At 72.8% G+C, this 13,660-nt stretch carries 15 protein-coding genes; 7 read left to right on the top strand and 8 right to left on the bottom strand.

Annotated elements, in window-relative coordinates; all coding sequences use genetic code 11:
* Nucleotides 1–115 precede the first annotated feature (115 nt).
* From AOA12_RS01595 to AOA12_RS01585, 3 genes are all read right to left on the bottom strand, one after another.
* Nucleotides 116–334, bottom strand: a complete 219-nt coding sequence (locus AOA12_RS01595; protein ID WP_156366348.1) for a hypothetical protein — start codon at nucleotides 332–334, stop codon at nucleotides 116–118.
* A complete protein-coding gene (locus AOA12_RS01590) occupies nucleotides 331–540 on the bottom strand; it encodes a heavy-metal-associated domain-containing protein (RefSeq protein ID WP_054679220.1) in 210 nt (69 codons plus the stop codon). The genes AOA12_RS01595 and AOA12_RS01590 overlap by 4 nt, the downstream gene beginning before the upstream one ends.
* A gap of 144 nt (nucleotides 541–684) precedes the next feature.
* The gene (locus tag AOA12_RS01585; RefSeq protein WP_054679217.1) at nucleotides 685–1,620 is read right to left on the bottom strand and encodes an alcohol dehydrogenase catalytic domain-containing protein; all 936 of its coding nucleotides are present in this window, start codon (nucleotides 1,618–1,620) and stop codon (nucleotides 685–687) included.
* Nucleotides 1,621–1,670: 50 nt separating this feature from the next.
* On the opposite strand from AOA12_RS01585, the gene AOA12_RS01580 reads away from it, so the two are divergent.
* Nucleotides 1,671–2,606, top strand: coding sequence for a LacI family DNA-binding transcriptional regulator (locus AOA12_RS01580; protein ID WP_054679213.1), 936 nt, complete (start codon nucleotides 1,671–1,673; stop codon nucleotides 2,604–2,606).
* Nucleotides 2,607–2,620: 14 nt separating this feature from the next.
* Here the strand turns inward: AOA12_RS01580 and AOA12_RS01575 are convergent, their stop codons facing one another.
* Nucleotides 2,621–5,101, bottom strand: coding sequence for an MMPL family transporter (locus AOA12_RS01575; RefSeq protein WP_054679210.1), 2,481 nt, complete (start codon nucleotides 5,099–5,101; stop codon nucleotides 2,621–2,623).
* 125 nt (nucleotides 5,102–5,226) lie between these two features.
* Between AOA12_RS01575 and AOA12_RS01570 the strand changes: the two genes are divergently transcribed.
* Together AOA12_RS01570 and AOA12_RS01565 are read left to right on the top strand one after the other, a co-directional pair.
* Nucleotides 5,227–5,805, top strand: a complete 579-nt coding sequence (locus AOA12_RS01570) for a TetR/AcrR family transcriptional regulator (protein ID WP_054679207.1) — start codon at nucleotides 5,227–5,229, stop codon at nucleotides 5,803–5,805.
* A complete protein-coding gene (locus AOA12_RS01565) occupies nucleotides 5,802–6,215 on the top strand; it encodes a cupin domain-containing protein (protein WP_054679204.1) in 414 nt (137 codons plus the stop codon). Before AOA12_RS01570 ends, AOA12_RS01565 begins: the two co-directional genes overlap by 4 nt.
* 143 nt (nucleotides 6,216–6,358) lie before the next feature.
* Here AOA12_RS01565 and AOA12_RS01560 read toward each other — a convergent pair whose 3' ends face one another.
* Complete coding sequence (locus tag AOA12_RS01560; RefSeq protein WP_054679200.1) at nucleotides 6,359–7,606, bottom strand: NAD(P)/FAD-dependent oxidoreductase; 1,248 nt, start codon at nucleotides 7,604–7,606, stop codon at nucleotides 6,359–6,361.
* A 55-nt stretch (nucleotides 7,607–7,661) separates the two neighbouring features.
* Between AOA12_RS01560 and AOA12_RS01555 the strand changes: the two genes are divergently transcribed.
* From AOA12_RS01555 to AOA12_RS01540, 4 genes are all read left to right on the top strand, one after another.
* On the top strand, nucleotides 7,662–8,258 hold the full coding sequence (locus tag AOA12_RS01555) for an Lrp/AsnC family transcriptional regulator (protein WP_082405853.1): 597 nt from the start codon (nucleotides 7,662–7,664) through the stop codon (nucleotides 8,256–8,258).
* Nucleotides 8,259–8,496: 238 nt separating this feature from the next.
* Nucleotides 8,497–8,907 carry a (R)-mandelonitrile lyase gene (locus AOA12_RS01550; RefSeq protein WP_054679196.1) on the top strand — a complete coding sequence of 137 codons (411 nt, stop codon included), beginning with the start codon at nucleotides 8,497–8,499 and terminating at the stop codon, nucleotides 8,905–8,907.
* 159 nt (nucleotides 8,908–9,066) lie between these two features.
* Nucleotides 9,067–9,477 carry a hypothetical protein gene (locus AOA12_RS01545; protein ID WP_054679193.1) on the top strand — a complete coding sequence of 137 codons (411 nt, stop codon included), beginning with the start codon at nucleotides 9,067–9,069 and terminating at the stop codon, nucleotides 9,475–9,477.
* Nucleotides 9,474–9,671: a hypothetical protein gene (locus AOA12_RS01540; RefSeq protein ID WP_054679190.1), complete on the top strand. Its 198-nt coding sequence runs from the start codon at nucleotides 9,474–9,476 to the stop codon at nucleotides 9,669–9,671. The genes AOA12_RS01545 and AOA12_RS01540 overlap by 4 nt, the downstream gene beginning before the upstream one ends.
* Before the next feature lie 118 nt (nucleotides 9,672–9,789).
* Here AOA12_RS01540 and AOA12_RS01535 read toward each other — a convergent pair whose 3' ends face one another.
* Genes AOA12_RS01535 through AOA12_RS01525 form a run of 3 tightly spaced genes read right to left on the bottom strand, consistent with a single transcriptional unit; the run spans nucleotide 9,790 to nucleotide 13,660 of the window.
* Nucleotides 9,790–10,302, bottom strand: coding sequence for a GNAT family N-acetyltransferase (locus tag AOA12_RS01535; protein ID WP_054679186.1), 513 nt, complete (start codon nucleotides 10,300–10,302; stop codon nucleotides 9,790–9,792).
* A gap of 35 nt (nucleotides 10,303–10,337) precedes the next feature.
* Nucleotides 10,338–12,002, bottom strand: a complete 1,665-nt coding sequence (locus AOA12_RS01530; protein ID WP_054679183.1) for an ABC transporter substrate-binding protein — start codon at nucleotides 12,000–12,002, stop codon at nucleotides 10,338–10,340.
* A 23-nt stretch (nucleotides 12,003–12,025) separates the two neighbouring features.
* Nucleotides 12,026–13,660, bottom strand: a complete 1,635-nt coding sequence (locus tag AOA12_RS01525) for a dipeptide ABC transporter ATP-binding protein (RefSeq protein ID WP_054679180.1) — start codon at nucleotides 13,658–13,660, stop codon at nucleotides 12,026–12,028.

Below are 13,660 nucleotides of genomic sequence, written 5' to 3'. Positions count from 1 at the left end.
TGGATGCCGGAGCAGTCACTCCCGCTCACTCCCTCTCATTCGTGGTCCATGCCCGCGCACGCGGGGTCGTTCCCGCTCGGTGGCGTGCCCGTGGCATGTGCTCAGCGGGGCGCGCTCAGTGGCTCGGCGCGTCGTGCGTGCCGGGCTGCGGCGGGGCCGCGGGGCCGCCGGGCGCGACGGCCGAGGCGATGCCGAACGCCGCCCCGAACACCACGATCGCGGCGACGGCGAACGCGCCGAGCCGGGTCGCGGCGTTCCAGTCGCCCGGCCGCAGGATCGCGGGCCGCTGCGTCGAGGGCGACGGCGTCGCGGGGGCCTGCGTCGCGCTCATCATGCCCGCACGGCGGAGTAGCCGGCCTCCTCGACCGCGGCGAGCACGGCGGCGTCGTCGATCTCTGCGGATGCCGTGACGACGAGCTCGCCCGTCTTCGCGCTCACCCGCACGTCGTCGACGCCCTGGATGGCGCCGACCTCTTCGCGCACCGACATCTCGCAGTGCCCGCACGTCATGCCGGTCACGGTGTACTGGGTCGTCGCCATGGTCTCGTCCTCTCGTCTGGATACCCCCGGTGGGTACTCACGACAGCATAACGCCAGTACCCCCTGGGGGTATTCCCAGGGGGTACTGAAAGATGCGCTCGCGTCGCGCTCAGCGCTCCGACCGCGCTCGGCTCCCGCGCGCGGTCAGCCTCCGAACCGCGCCACCAGCCGGCCCGTGACCTTGCCCGCCTCGAGGCGCGCGAGCCCGTCGCCGATCTCCTCGAAGGCGATCTCCGTGTACACGGGCTGCACCTCGCCGCGCAGCAGCAGGTCGAACACCTCCTCGATGTCGCCGACCGTGCCGCCCCGCGACCCGATGATGCTCTTGCCGAGCACCGACGCCGCCTGCACCGTGAAGGTGGGCAGGCCCAGCCCGACCTGCACGTGCACGCCGCCGAGGCGCAACGCGTCGAGCCCCTTCTGCACCGTGTCGAACCCCGCGTAGTCGACGATGAGGTCGAAGCCCTTGCCCGCCCACTCCGCGGCGTCGTGGACGACGTCGACGGCGCCGGCCTCGCGCGCGAGGCCCCAGACGTCCTCCTTGAGCTCGGCGACGTGCACCTCGGCGCCCGCGAGCACCCCGATGCGCGTGCCGATCTGGCCGAGACCGCCGTAGCCGATGACGCCCACCTTCATGCCGGGCCCGGCCTTCCCGGCCTTGGCCATCGCGTGGTACGACGTCATGCCGGCATCCGTCGCGAGCGCCGCGAGCGAGAGGTCGAGCCCCTCGGGCACGCGCGCGAGGTCGACCGCGTCGGCGACCAGCCGGTCGGCGAACCCGCCGTGCGTGAACATGCCCAGCGGAGGGCGCTGACCCGACGAGCACACGCCCACGGCGTCGCCGACCTCCCACCCCGTGACGCCCTCGCCGATCGCACTGATGAGCCCCGCGTTCTCATGCCCCTGGGTCATGGGCAGGAACGGCATCCGCTGCTGGCCGATCTCCATGTACATGATGTCGGAATGGCACAGGCCCGCCGCCTTCACGTCGATGACGACCTCGCCGGGACCGGGCGTCGGATCGGGCACCTCGTTCAGTGCGATGGGTCGCCCCTCGCCCTCGAATTGCCATGCGCGCATCGTTGCTTCCTTTCTAGCTAAATCGAGTTAGTGACATACTATGGCGGACGATGCGCAACCTCGAGAACGAGCCGACGCGAGCCGTGACGATGTCGGACGTCGCCAAGGCCGCGGGCGTCTCCCGCGCGACCGTCAGCTTCGTGCTCAACGACACCGCGGGCCAGACGATCCCCGACTCCACCCGCGAGCGCGTGCGCGAGACGGCGAGCGCCCTCGGCTACCGGCCGCACGCGATCGCCCGCGCGCTGCGCGAGGGCCGGTCGCGCCTCGTCGTGCTCGAGGTCGGCGCGGTGCCGCAGGGGCCGCACCTCGAGCGCTTCATCGACGGGCTCGATCGCGAGCTCAGCGCGGCCGGCCACGGCCTGCTGGTGTCGGTCAGCCGCGCGCAGGACCGCGCGTCCGCACAGCTCGCGATCGACGCGCTGCGCCCGCACGCCGTGCTCGACCTGTCGACCCTGTACCGCGGCGACGCCCCGCTCGCCCCCGACGACGAGTGGAGCATCGGCCTGCTGGCGCCGCTCTCGGCGCAGATCGGCTATCTCGCCGAGCGCGGGCACGACCGTATCGCGCTCGCCGTCCCGGATGCCGGCACGCCCTTCGTCGAGCGGATGACGACGCACCTGCACGAGACCGCGGAACGCGCGGGCGTGCGCGTCACGCGCATCCTCCCGCTCGGCCCGACGACCGACGCGTGCGCCCGCCTGCGCGAGCTGCGCGGCACGGTCACGGCCGTCGCCGCGCTCAGCGACACCCTCGCGCTCACCGTGCTCTCCGCGGCGGCCGACCTCGGCATCCCCGTGCCCGCCGACCTCGCCGTGATCGGCTCGGGCGACGCCCCCGAGGCGGCGCTGTGGCGCCCGGCCCTCACGAGCGTCGCCGTCGACACCTTCGCCCACGGCATCCGCACGGCGCGGCAGCTGCTGGGCCTGCCGGTCGGCGACGCCGCGCCGACGCAGGCCCGCGTCGTGCCGCGCGCGACGGCCTGACGCGGGCCTCCGGGCTACCGCTGCAGCGCCGGCTCCGCGGGCTCGGCGACGGGAGCGTGCACGGGATGGCTGCGCTCGAGCGCGGCGCCCTCGATGTCGACGTTCGGCAGCATCCGGTCGAGCCACCTCGGCAGCCACCACGCCTTCTCCCCCACGAGGTGCATCGCGGCGGGCACGATGAGCATGCGCACGACGAAGGCGTCGAAGAGCACGCCGATCGCGAGCCCGAAGCCGAGCGCGCGCACCGTGCCGAGGTGGGAGAAGATGAAGCCGCCGAACACGGCCGCCATGATGATCGCGGCCGCCGTCACCACCGCCCGGCCCGCACGCAGGCCCGACATGACCGCGGCGCGCGCCGGCACCCCGTGCACGTGCGCCTCGCGCATTCCCGACACGAGGAACAGCTGGTAGTCCATCGCCAGACCGAACAGCACGCCCAGGATGATGACGGGGGCGAAGTTGAGGATCGGCCCCGGGGTGTGCACGTCGAACACCGCACCCAGCCAGCCCCACTGGTACACGGCCGTCACGGCGCCGAGCGCGGCGAAGAGCGACAGCACGAAGCCCGCCGTCGCGATCAGCGGCACCACGATCGAGCGGAACACCAGCACGAGGATCACCAGCGACAGCCCGACGATCACCACGAGGTAGAGGGGCAGCGCCTCGGCGAGCTTCGCGGAGATGTCGATGTTGCCGCTGGCCTGGCCGGCGACGCCGAGCGTCGTGCCGTCGTCGAGCGGCGAGAGGGCGCGCAGGGCGTGCACGAGCTCCTCGGTGCTCTCGCTCGTCGGCCCCTCGCGCGGCACCACCTGGAAGGCCATCATCGCGCCGTCGTCCGAGATCCCCACCGGGGCCGCGGCGGCGACGTCGGCCTGGCCCGCCAGCAGCTCGGCGAGCTCGGCCTGGATCGCGAGCTCGTCGCCGCCCGCGGCGGCGGGCAGCTCGGCGACGACGAGCAGGGGGCCGTTGAGGCCGGCGCCGAACTCCTCCGCGACGGCCGTGTACGCCCGGTGCTGCGTCGAGTCCTGCGCCTCGGTCGAGCCGTCGGGCAGCCCGAGCCGCATCGACAGCGCGGGCGCCGCGACGATGAGCAGGCCGATGATGCCGGCGGCGAGCCCGAGCACCGCGCGCGAGGTGCGCATCGGCTTCAGCGGGACCGGCGCGTGCTCCTCGGCGCCGATCCGGGTGCGCGCGCGACGGCTCAGCACGCGCTGCTTCACCAGGCCGAGGAGCGCCGGCACGAAGGTCACCGCCATGAGCACGGCGACGAGCACGCAGGCCGCGCCGACGGCGCCCATGACGCCGAGGAACGGGATGCCGGTGACGCCCAGCGCGAGCAGCGCGATGATCACGATCGTGCCGGCGAAGACCACGGCGTTGCCCGCCGTGCCGCCCGCGAGGCCGATCGACTCGTGCGTCTCCATGCCGAGCAGCAGCTGGCGGCGGTGACGGTGCACGATGAACAGCGCGTAGTCGATGCCGACGGCGAGGCCGAGCATGACGCCGAGGATCGGGGTGATCGAGGTCATCGTCACGAGGTCGGAGAACGCGAGCGAACCCGCGACGCCGACGCCCACGCCGATCACCGACGAGATGAGCGGCAGCACGGCCGGCAGCAGGGCGCGGAAGGTGATGACGAGCACGAGGCCGGCCAGGAGCACGCCGATGATCTCGCCGGGGCCGATCAGCCCGTCGAGGGCGGCGGCGATCTCCGAGGAGTAGTCGACGGTCACGCCGTCGATCCCGGCGCCCTCGAGCAGCTCGGCGACCGTGTTCTTCACGTCGTCGGAGAGGTTGAACAGGTCGTCCTGGAAGAGCACGGCGGCGAGCGCGGTGCTCTGGTCCTCCGAGACCGTGCGCAGGGTCGCCGACGCGGCGAGCAGGCGCTGGGCGGCGTCGATGGTCGCGGCCTGCTCCTCCAGCTCGGCCGCGCCGTCGTCGAGCGCGGTCCTCGCCTCGTCGAGCTGCGCCTGCTGCGCGTCGAGCGGGGCGAGCGCCTCGGCGATGCCCGCGGCCTCGGCCTGCGCGCGTCCGGCATCCAGCTGCGACTGGGCGTCGTCGAGCTGGGCACGGCCGTCGGCGATCTGCTCGCGGGCGTCGTCGAGCTGCGCCGCGCCGTCGGTCAGCTCCTGCTCCTGCGTCGCCCGGTCGTCGTCGGCGGCGAACGGATCGACGACGTCGGCGACGCGATCGACGTCGCGCACGTCGTCGAGGAGCGCGGAGATCGCGGCGCGCTGCCCGGCGTCGAGCGCGGCGCCGTCGTCGGTGCGGAACACGACCGTGCCGGTGGCCCCGCCGAGATCGGGCAGCTCCGACACGAGGCGGTCGTTGACGCGCTCGGTCTCGGTGCCGGGGATGCTGAGGTTCATCGCCAGCGCGCCGCCGAACGACAGGAACGCGCCGGCGGCCAGCGCGAGGGCGACCAGCCATCCGGTGACGACGGTCCAGGGGCGGCGGGCGCTGAAGCGCGCGAGTCGGTAGAGAAGGTTCGCCATGGTGCGCCTTTCGTCGGTTTCTGCGGCGCATCGTCGAGCCGGAACCCAGTGTAAACGACAAATGTCGGAAAACCGGCACCTGTCGCATAAGTGCGCAGGACGCGCGCGGCTGGAAGGATGCTGCTATGGATCCCCGAGTGGCCCGCACGCGGCGCAGCCTGCAGCTCGCGCTGCTCGAGCTCGCACGGGAGCGTCCGTTCGAGTCGATCACCGTGGGCGACATCGCCGAGCGCGCGGGCGTCAACCGCAGCAGCTTCTACCAGCACTTCTCCGACAAGGAGGTGCTGCTCGCCGACGCGCTCGACGCGATCATCGAGGAGGCCGGGTCGCACGTGCCCGTCGCCCCCGACACGCTCGACGCGCCGCCGGCGGCGCTCTTCGGCTACCTCGAGCACGTGGACGCCAACGCCGCCCTCTACCGGATGGCGCTCGGCGAGCACGGCTCGGCGACCGTCATGAAGCGCCTGCGCGAGCGCATCGGCATCCTCGTGCGCGAGAGGGTGGATGCCACGGGCCCGGGCACGCCCTTCGAGGGCCTGCCCGTCGACATCGTCGCCGCCGGCATCGCCGGCTCCGCGCTCGGCGTCATCCGCGCGTGGCTCGACCGCGATCCGCGCCCGTCGCCCCGCACCGCGGCGGCCTGGGTGTGGCAGATGATGCTGGGCGCCGACGCGACACGCGGCTCGGATACGGTGACAGCATGAGCAACTACGAGATTCTCGACATCGGCGCCATCGGCGCATGGGGCGACTACACGGGCGCGGCCCCGGGCAAGCGGTTCGTCGAGAAGGACCTCGCGGCGCAGTTCCTGGGCATGTCGGCCAACTCGCTCGCGCCGGGCGGCGAGGCGCCGTTCTGGCACACGCACACGCGGCTCGAGGAGCTCTATGTGTTCCTCGGCGGCACGGGTCAGTTCGCGCTCGACGACGAGGTGGTCTCGGTGCACGCGGGCACCGTCGTGCGCGTCGGCGCGGGCGTGTGGCGCGCGTGGCGCGCGGCGCCCTCGAGCGCCGAGCCGCTCACCTGGCTGTGCCTGCGCGCCGGCGGCGACACGCTCGAGGCCATCGGCCGCGACGGCGAGATCGCCCGCGACCGCCCCTTCCCCTGGGCGTAGCGGGCGCCGGCACCAGATCCCGTCGGTCCGAACTCCTCCGATCCGGCGCATGTCGGCCGCCGGTCCCGCGTCATCCTGCGGCACGGGCGGCAGAGACGCGTCGGATTGGAGGAGTTCGGGCAACCGGCTCCGGGCGACCCGCCTCAGCGCAGCGGGTCGAACGGGGCCATCGCGGGGTCGGTGCGGCCGGTGACGATGCGCTCGGCGAGCAGCCGGCCCGTCACGGGGCCGAGCACGATGCCCCACATGCCGTGCCCGCCGGCGACGAACACGCCGGGCGCGCGCGTCGCGCCGACGAGCGGCAGGCCGTCGGGCGTCACGGGGCGCGAGCCGACCCATTCGTCGTGACGCCGGTCGAGGTCGACGCCCTGGAACAGCTCCCGCGCCTGCGCGACGATCGCCTGCACGCGCCGCGGCTGCGCGGGCTCGTCGGGTCCGCGGAACTCCATCGTGCCGGCGATGCGGAAGCGGCCCCGGTAGGGCGTGCACGCGATGCGCTGATACGGCAGGTACACGGGATGCGCCGCGGGATGCGCGGTGTCGACCGTGAACGAGTAGCCGCGGCCCGCCTGCACCGGCACCCGCACGCCCAGCGGACGGGCGAGGCGCGGCAGCCAGGCGCCCGTGGCGATCACGACCGCGTCGGCGTCGAGCCGCTCGCCGCCCGCGAGCACGACCCACGGCGTGCGGTGCGAGCCGACGGTGCGCACGGCATCGCCCGTGCGCAGCTCGCCGCCGCGCGCGACGACCGCGTCGGCGAGCGCGTTCACGAAGGCATCCGGCTCGAGGAAGCGCTGGCCGTCGAGGCGGTACGCGACGCCCACGGCATCCGACAGCACGGGTGCGAGCGCGCGCGGATCGTCGAGCCGCTCGAGCGCGACCCGCTGGCCGTGCCGCTCGACGCCCGCGATCTCGCGCAGGAACCCCTTCGCGTGCGCCTGCTCGCGGAAGCCGATGACGAACGGGCCCTCGCGGGTCCATGCGTCGACGCCGCCGTCGGTCAGCTCGTCGAACGCGGCGAGCGCCATCGTGTCGACGGGGGTGAGCGCGGCCATCGTGCGGTCCCACGCGCGATGCGTGCCGTGCGCGGCGAAACGCGCGAGGAAGCCCCACAGCCGCGCATCGATCCGCGGCGGCACGTGCAGCGCGGCATCCGGGTCGAGCAGGGCGCGCGGACCGTAGGTCCACAGGCTCGGGTCGGCGAGCGGGATCGTCTTCGCGGGCGTCAGCCACCCGGCGTTGCCCCACGACGACCCGGCGGCCACGCCGGCGCGGTCGACGACGACGACCTCCGTGCCGCGCTGCTGCAGGTGCCAGGCGGTCGCGAGCCCGACCATGCCGGCACCGATCACGATCGTGCGCACGACGATCCCCTTCCCCTCGGATGTCACTATTGTGGGGATCCCACGGGCATCGTGGGAGGATCCCGAAGAAATGGATGCCGGAATGCCATCTGCACGAAGAATCCCCTCGTCGCGGGGGGAAGGTGACGCCGCGGAGCCGGTTTCTTCGACGGCGATCCCGGCGGGCGCCGCACCCGCCCCGTCGCGCCCCGCTCTGCCGGACGCCGCGTCCGCGGCATCCGATCCGTTCGCCGATCTGGATGCCGTCGACCTCGCGATCCTCGACGAGCTGGAGCACGACGGCCGCATCTCGAACACCGAGCTCGCCCGCCGCGTGGGCGTCGCGGAGTCGACGTGCCTCAAGCGCGTGCGCGCGCTCGTCGCGAGCGGGGCGATCGTCGGGTTCCACGCCGAGGTCGATCCCGCCGCGCGGGGGCTGCACCTGGAGGCGCTCATCACGATCCGCCTGCACGCGCACGCGCGCGGCGATCTGCGACGGTTCCAGGCCTACCTCGAGCGGCTGCCGGCGACGCGGCGCGTGTACTTCGTCGCGGGCGACCGCGACTTCCTGCTGCACGTCGCGGTGCGCGACACCCGCGCGCTGCGCGAGCTCGTCTCCGACACCCTCAGCCTCCACCCCGAGGTCGCCGCGACGAGCACGAGCCTCATCTTCGAGCACGCCCCCGGCCGCCCTCGCTGACCCGCGCCCGCCCGCCCCGCGCTCGCCCCACACCCCTCGGCGCGCCGGCGCCCTCCGCGCCGAGACGGTGCCCTTTTCGCCGAGACGGTCCCTCACTTCCGCGAGATGGTGGGTTTCTCGCCGAGACGGTGCCCACCATCTCGACGCAGAACCCACCATCTCGACGCAGAACCCACCGTCTCGCGGAAGAATCCACCATCTCGGCGGGGGACGCGGGGCGGGGGCGTAGCGTCGGAGGATGCATCTCGAACCTGCGCAGCCGACCGTGAAGAACCCGCCCGAGCGTTTCGCGGGGGACGTCTGGCTCGACCTCATCGCCGCGCCCCACGGCGAGAGCCAGCGGGTGACCGTGGCATCCGTGCGCTTCGCGCCGTGCGCGCGCACCGCCTGGCACTCGCACGCGAACGGCCAGACGCTGCACATCACCGAGGGCGTCGCCCTGCTGGGCACCCGCGACGGCACGGTGCTGCGCGCGACGCCGGGACAGACGGTCTACACCCCGCCCGGCGAGGAGCACTGGCACGGCGCCGCACCCGACCGGTTCATGCAGCACCTCGCGATCATCGACAACGGCGGCGACCCGTCGGGCGGCACGACCTGGCTCGAGCACGTGACCGACGAGGAGTACCGCCGCGCCGCCGAGGCCTGACCCGCCGCACCCGGGACCCGGCCCCGCGGGTCCTCCCGGGCCGACCCGCCGCACCCGCCCCCGGGACCCGCCGGCTCCGCGACCGCCGAGGGGCGCGGGCCCCGGCATCCGCGGTACCCTGGATCGGTACGCGCGAAGAGCTGATCGGGCTGGTGGTCGATGTCGTCAACGCAGGTGCGCCCCGCACCGTCTCCGGAGCTGCCCACGGTCGCGCCCGCAGATCGCTTCATGCGGCGCCTGCTCGGCATCTCGTCGACCGACAAGAAGGCCGCCCGTGGCGCGCACCGCGCGTTCCGCACGTCGATCATCGTGTCGGCGGTGCGCTGCCTCATCAGCTACGTGGCGATCCCCATCCTCATCCCGATCACGGCGATCAGCGGCGCGGTCGTCGCACCCCTGAGCATCGCGCTGTCGCTGTTCGCGATGGTCAACGGCGTCATCAGCGTGCGCCGCTTCTGGATCTCGAACCATCGGCATCGCTGGATGTACACGTGGTTCATGGTGGTCGTGTTCGCCGTGCTGATCGTCGCCCTCGTCTTCGACATCAACAGATTGGTGACCGGCACATGACCCTCGAGCAGACGTCGCAGGACCTCACCGCCGAGAGCGCCGACGATGCGCTCGAGAGCACGGATGCCGTGGATGCCGACGACGCGGCCCTCGACGAGGAAGAGGGCTCGGCGGGCAGCGTCTGGGTGACGATCGGCCTGTTCGTCGCGTTCATCGTGGGCGTCTCGGGCTGCTTCGCCTTCCAGGTGTTCTGACCCCGCACCCCGGCATCCGGCCCGCGAAGCTCGGAGAACCGCACGAGGCTCGGAGCGATCCGCGGGGATCGTCCGAACCTCGCGCGATTCTCCGAGGTCGGCGAGAGAGGCGCGGCCGCTACACGCCGACGGGCTCCACGTCGCGGACGAACGTGTGCAGCTGCACCGTGCGGTCGCCGTGGGTCACGAGCCGCTGGCGGTCGGACGGCTCGGTGAAGCCCAGCTTGCGGTACAGCGCGTGCGCGCCGCGCATCTGCGGTCCGCTGTTCATCGTGACGCGCACGGCCCCGCGCTCGCGCGCGAGGTCGAAGGCGTGCGCGATGAGCGCCTGCCCCACGCCTGTGCCGCGTGCCGACGGCGCGACCGCGAGGAGCCGGAAGTACAGCTCGTCGCGCTCGATCCAGCCCTCCTCGAACAGGTGCGCGTGCCGGATCGAGATCGCGCCCACGATGCGGCCGTCGCGCTCGGCGAGCCACGTCTCGTACTCGGGCCGCAGGCGCTCGGGATGCCGGAGACCGTCGATGTAGTCGTCGGTGAGGTCGTCGTAGTCGTGCGCGTACGCCGCGTACGTCACCTCGCCGACGGCGGCGAACTCGTCGTCCTGCACCCGCCGGATCACCAGGTCGGTCATCGTGCCGCGGCTCCCTGCTCGATCCACGCGTCCGCTCACTGCTCGAGCCACGCGTCGGCGAGCACGAGCTCCGAGATCGAGCTCTCGCGCAGGCCGTGCAGGCGCGGGTCGGCCGCGAAGTAGCCCGACTCGCTGTTGACGTTGTCGAAGATCGGGATGCGCACGGCGTCGCGCACGATGATCTGCTGCGCCTGGGCGAGCAGGTCGGCGCGCACGTCGACGTCGGTCTCGGTGAACGACTGCGCGATGATCCCGCTGAGGTCCGACCCCGGCTCGGTGACGTCGGCGGCCGTCACGCCCTGCGTCGCGAGGAACGCGTCGGTGTACTGGCCGTAGAGGGCGTGTCCGCCGTCGGCGCGCGTCGCGTTGTTGTAGAGGAAGTCGTACTCGCCGCTGGCCCACGTGGAGCCGCCCGGGGTCTCGACGACGAGCTCGATCTCGATGCCGGCCTTCGCGGCATCCTCCTTGATGAGCTGCAGCGCGTCGATGACGGCCTTCGGCTCCCACCAGTTGACCACGATGAGCGACAGGCGCTGGCCGTCCTTCTCGCGGATGCCGTCGGCGCCCGGCACCCATCCCGCGTCGTCGAGGATCTTCGCGGCGCCTTCCAGATCGAAGCCGATGAGGTCGGACTGGTCGGCGTAGCCGTAGGTCTGCGGCGTCAGCACGCTCGTCGAGGCGGGCTCGATGTCGGTCGTGATGGCCTGCTGGATCGTGTCGCGGTCGATCACCTTCGCGAGCGCGCGACGCACGTCGATGTCCTTCGTGAGCGGCCGTGCGAAGTTGGCGACGAAGCTGTAGGGGTTGCCCGACTGCGCCCGGTAGTACAGGTCGAAGCCCTGTGCGACGAGCTGCTTGGAGCCCTCGACCGTGGGGTTCTGGGCGAGCTGGATCTCGCCGGCCAGCAGCGCGTTCTCGCGCACGCTCTGCTCGTCGACGAAGTTGACCGTGATGCTCTCCAGGCTCGCGGGGCCGTCGTGCTCCGCCGCGCCGGACGCCCACGCGTAGTCCTCGTTGCGCGTGAGGGTGATCTGCTCGTTCGGGGTGTACGAGTCGAGCACGAACGGACCGGTGCCGACGAACTCCCCCGCCTGCCGCTGCTCGAGCGTGTTGTCGAACGATGCGGGCGAGAGGATGGAGAGGAAGCTCGTCGGGATGGTCGGCAGGAACGCCGGGTTCGGCTCGCTGAACCTCACGACCACCTCGGTGTCGCTGACCACGTCGGTGCCCGCGTAGAAGTCGAACAGCCCCTGGATGTACCAGCCGCTGCCCTGCTCGATCTGCGCCTTCGCGCCGTCGAAGTTGGCCTTGACCGCCTCGGCGTCGAAGGGCGTGCCGTCGGTGAAGGTGACGTCGTCGCGCAGCACGAAGGTGAACTCCGTCTGGTCGTCGTTGACGGACCAGTCGGTGGCCAGCCACGGCTTGTACTCGAAGGTCTCGGGGTCGATGTCGAGCAGCGAGTCGGCGAGCGCGCGGCCCACGAACCCGTGGTTCTGACGCGGGTCGATCGTGCGCACGGTCGCGGAGTAGACGGTGATGCTGCCGCCGTCGACGCGCTCGCCGGCCGCCGCGCTCGACGCGGTGCCGGCGTCGCCGCCGGGATCGCCGCCGCTGCCGCTGCTGCACGAGCTGAGCAGCAGCGTCGCCGACAGGGCGACCGCGATGACGGGAACGGTGCGGAGAGAAGAGGTGAGAGACATGTGATTCCGTTCGTGGTGGTGGGTCAGGAGAAGACGGGGATGGATACCAGGAGCCGGCGCGTGTAGTCGTGCGCGGGCCGTGCGAACACGTCGGCCACGGCGCCCTCCTCGACGAGCTCGCCGCGCCGCAGCACGCCGACGCGGTCGGAGAGCTCGCGGATGACGGCGAGGTCGTGCGAGATGAACAGATAGGCGACGCCGAACTCGTGCTGCAGGTCGACGAGCAGCTGCATGATCTGCGCCTGCACCGACACGTCGAGCGACGACACCGGCTCGTCGAGCACGATCAGCTCGGGGCGCAGCACGATCGCCCGCGCGAGGGCGACGCGCTGGCGCTGTCCGCCCGACAGCTCGGTGGGACGGCGGCTCGTCTGCGCGGCGGTCAGGCCCACGGCGTCCGCGGCCTCGGCGACACGGCGGGCGGCCTCGGCGCCCTTCGCGAGGCCGAAGCCGCGCAGCGGCTCGCCGATGATGTCGGCGACCGTGAGCTTCGGATCGAGCGACGAGTACGGGTTCTGGAACACGTACTGGATGCGCGTGCGCTGCGCGCGCCACCGCGATCCGCGGGCGTGCGCGACGTCCTCGCCGTGCAGCAGCACGGTTCCGGCATCCGGGGCGTCGATGCCCGCGACGATGCGCGCGAGGGTCGACTTGCCCGAGCCCGACTCGCCGACGAGGCCGTAGGTCGTGCCCGGCGGGATGGCGAAGCCGACGCCGCGCACGGCGTCGACCGTGGTCTTGCCGCGGCGCGCGTCGCGCACGACGTAGCTCTTGACGATGTCCGCGGCGACCAGACCGTCGCCGTCGGGCGGCGCCTGCACCTGCGCGATGCCGGGGCCCGGCGCGAGCTTGCCGGCGTGCAGCGACGGCACGGCCTCGAGCAGGCGGCGGGTGTAGGGGTCGCTCGGCGCGTCGGTCACGGCGCGGGTGTCTCCCCGCTCGACGATGCACCCGCGGTTCAGCACGAGCAGGCGATCGGACCGCTGCCGCGCCACCGCGAGGTCGTGCGTCACGAGGACGAGCGCGACGCCGGTCGTGCGCACGAGGTCGTCGAGCGCGTCGAGCACGGTCTTCTGCACCGTCACGTCGAGACCCGACGTGGGCTCGTCGGCGACGATGACCCGCGGCTCGCCCGTGAGGGCGATCGCGATGAGCACGCGCTGGCGCTGCCCGCCGCTGAGCTGGTGCGGATACGACGAGAACGCGCGTTCGGCGTCGGCGATGCCCACGCGGCGCAGCAGGGCGAGGGCGTCCTCGCGCAGGCGCAGCCTCTCGACCTTGCCGCGCGCCAGCACGATCGCCTCGGTGATCTGCGCGCCGATCGGCCGCACGGGGTTGAGCGCGATGTTCGGGTCCTGCGGCACGTAGGCGACGCGGGTGCGGCGCAGCCGGTTCCACTGCTTCTCGGTGAGCCCGTCGAGCAGGCCGATGCCGTCGAGCGTGGCCGTGCGTGCCGTGACGTGCGCGGTGCGCGGAAGGATGCCGAGCAGGGCGTGCGTGAGCGTCGACTTGCCCGAGCCCGACTCGCCGATGATCGCGAGCCGCTCGCCGCGGCCCAGCTCGAACGAGACGCGGTCGAGGGCGAGCAGATCGCCGCCGCGCGAGACGTAGCGCACGCTGAGGTCGTCGATGCGCAGGAGGGGGTCGGATGCCGTCAT

The sequence above is a fragment of the Microbacterium sp. No. 7 genome (genome assembly GCF_001314225.1).
Lineage (GTDB): Bacteria > Actinomycetota > Actinomycetes > Actinomycetales > Microbacteriaceae > Microbacterium.
The sequence above is the reverse complement of the archived record's forward strand: the minus strand, read 5'-3'. Positions and strand labels throughout refer to the sequence as shown.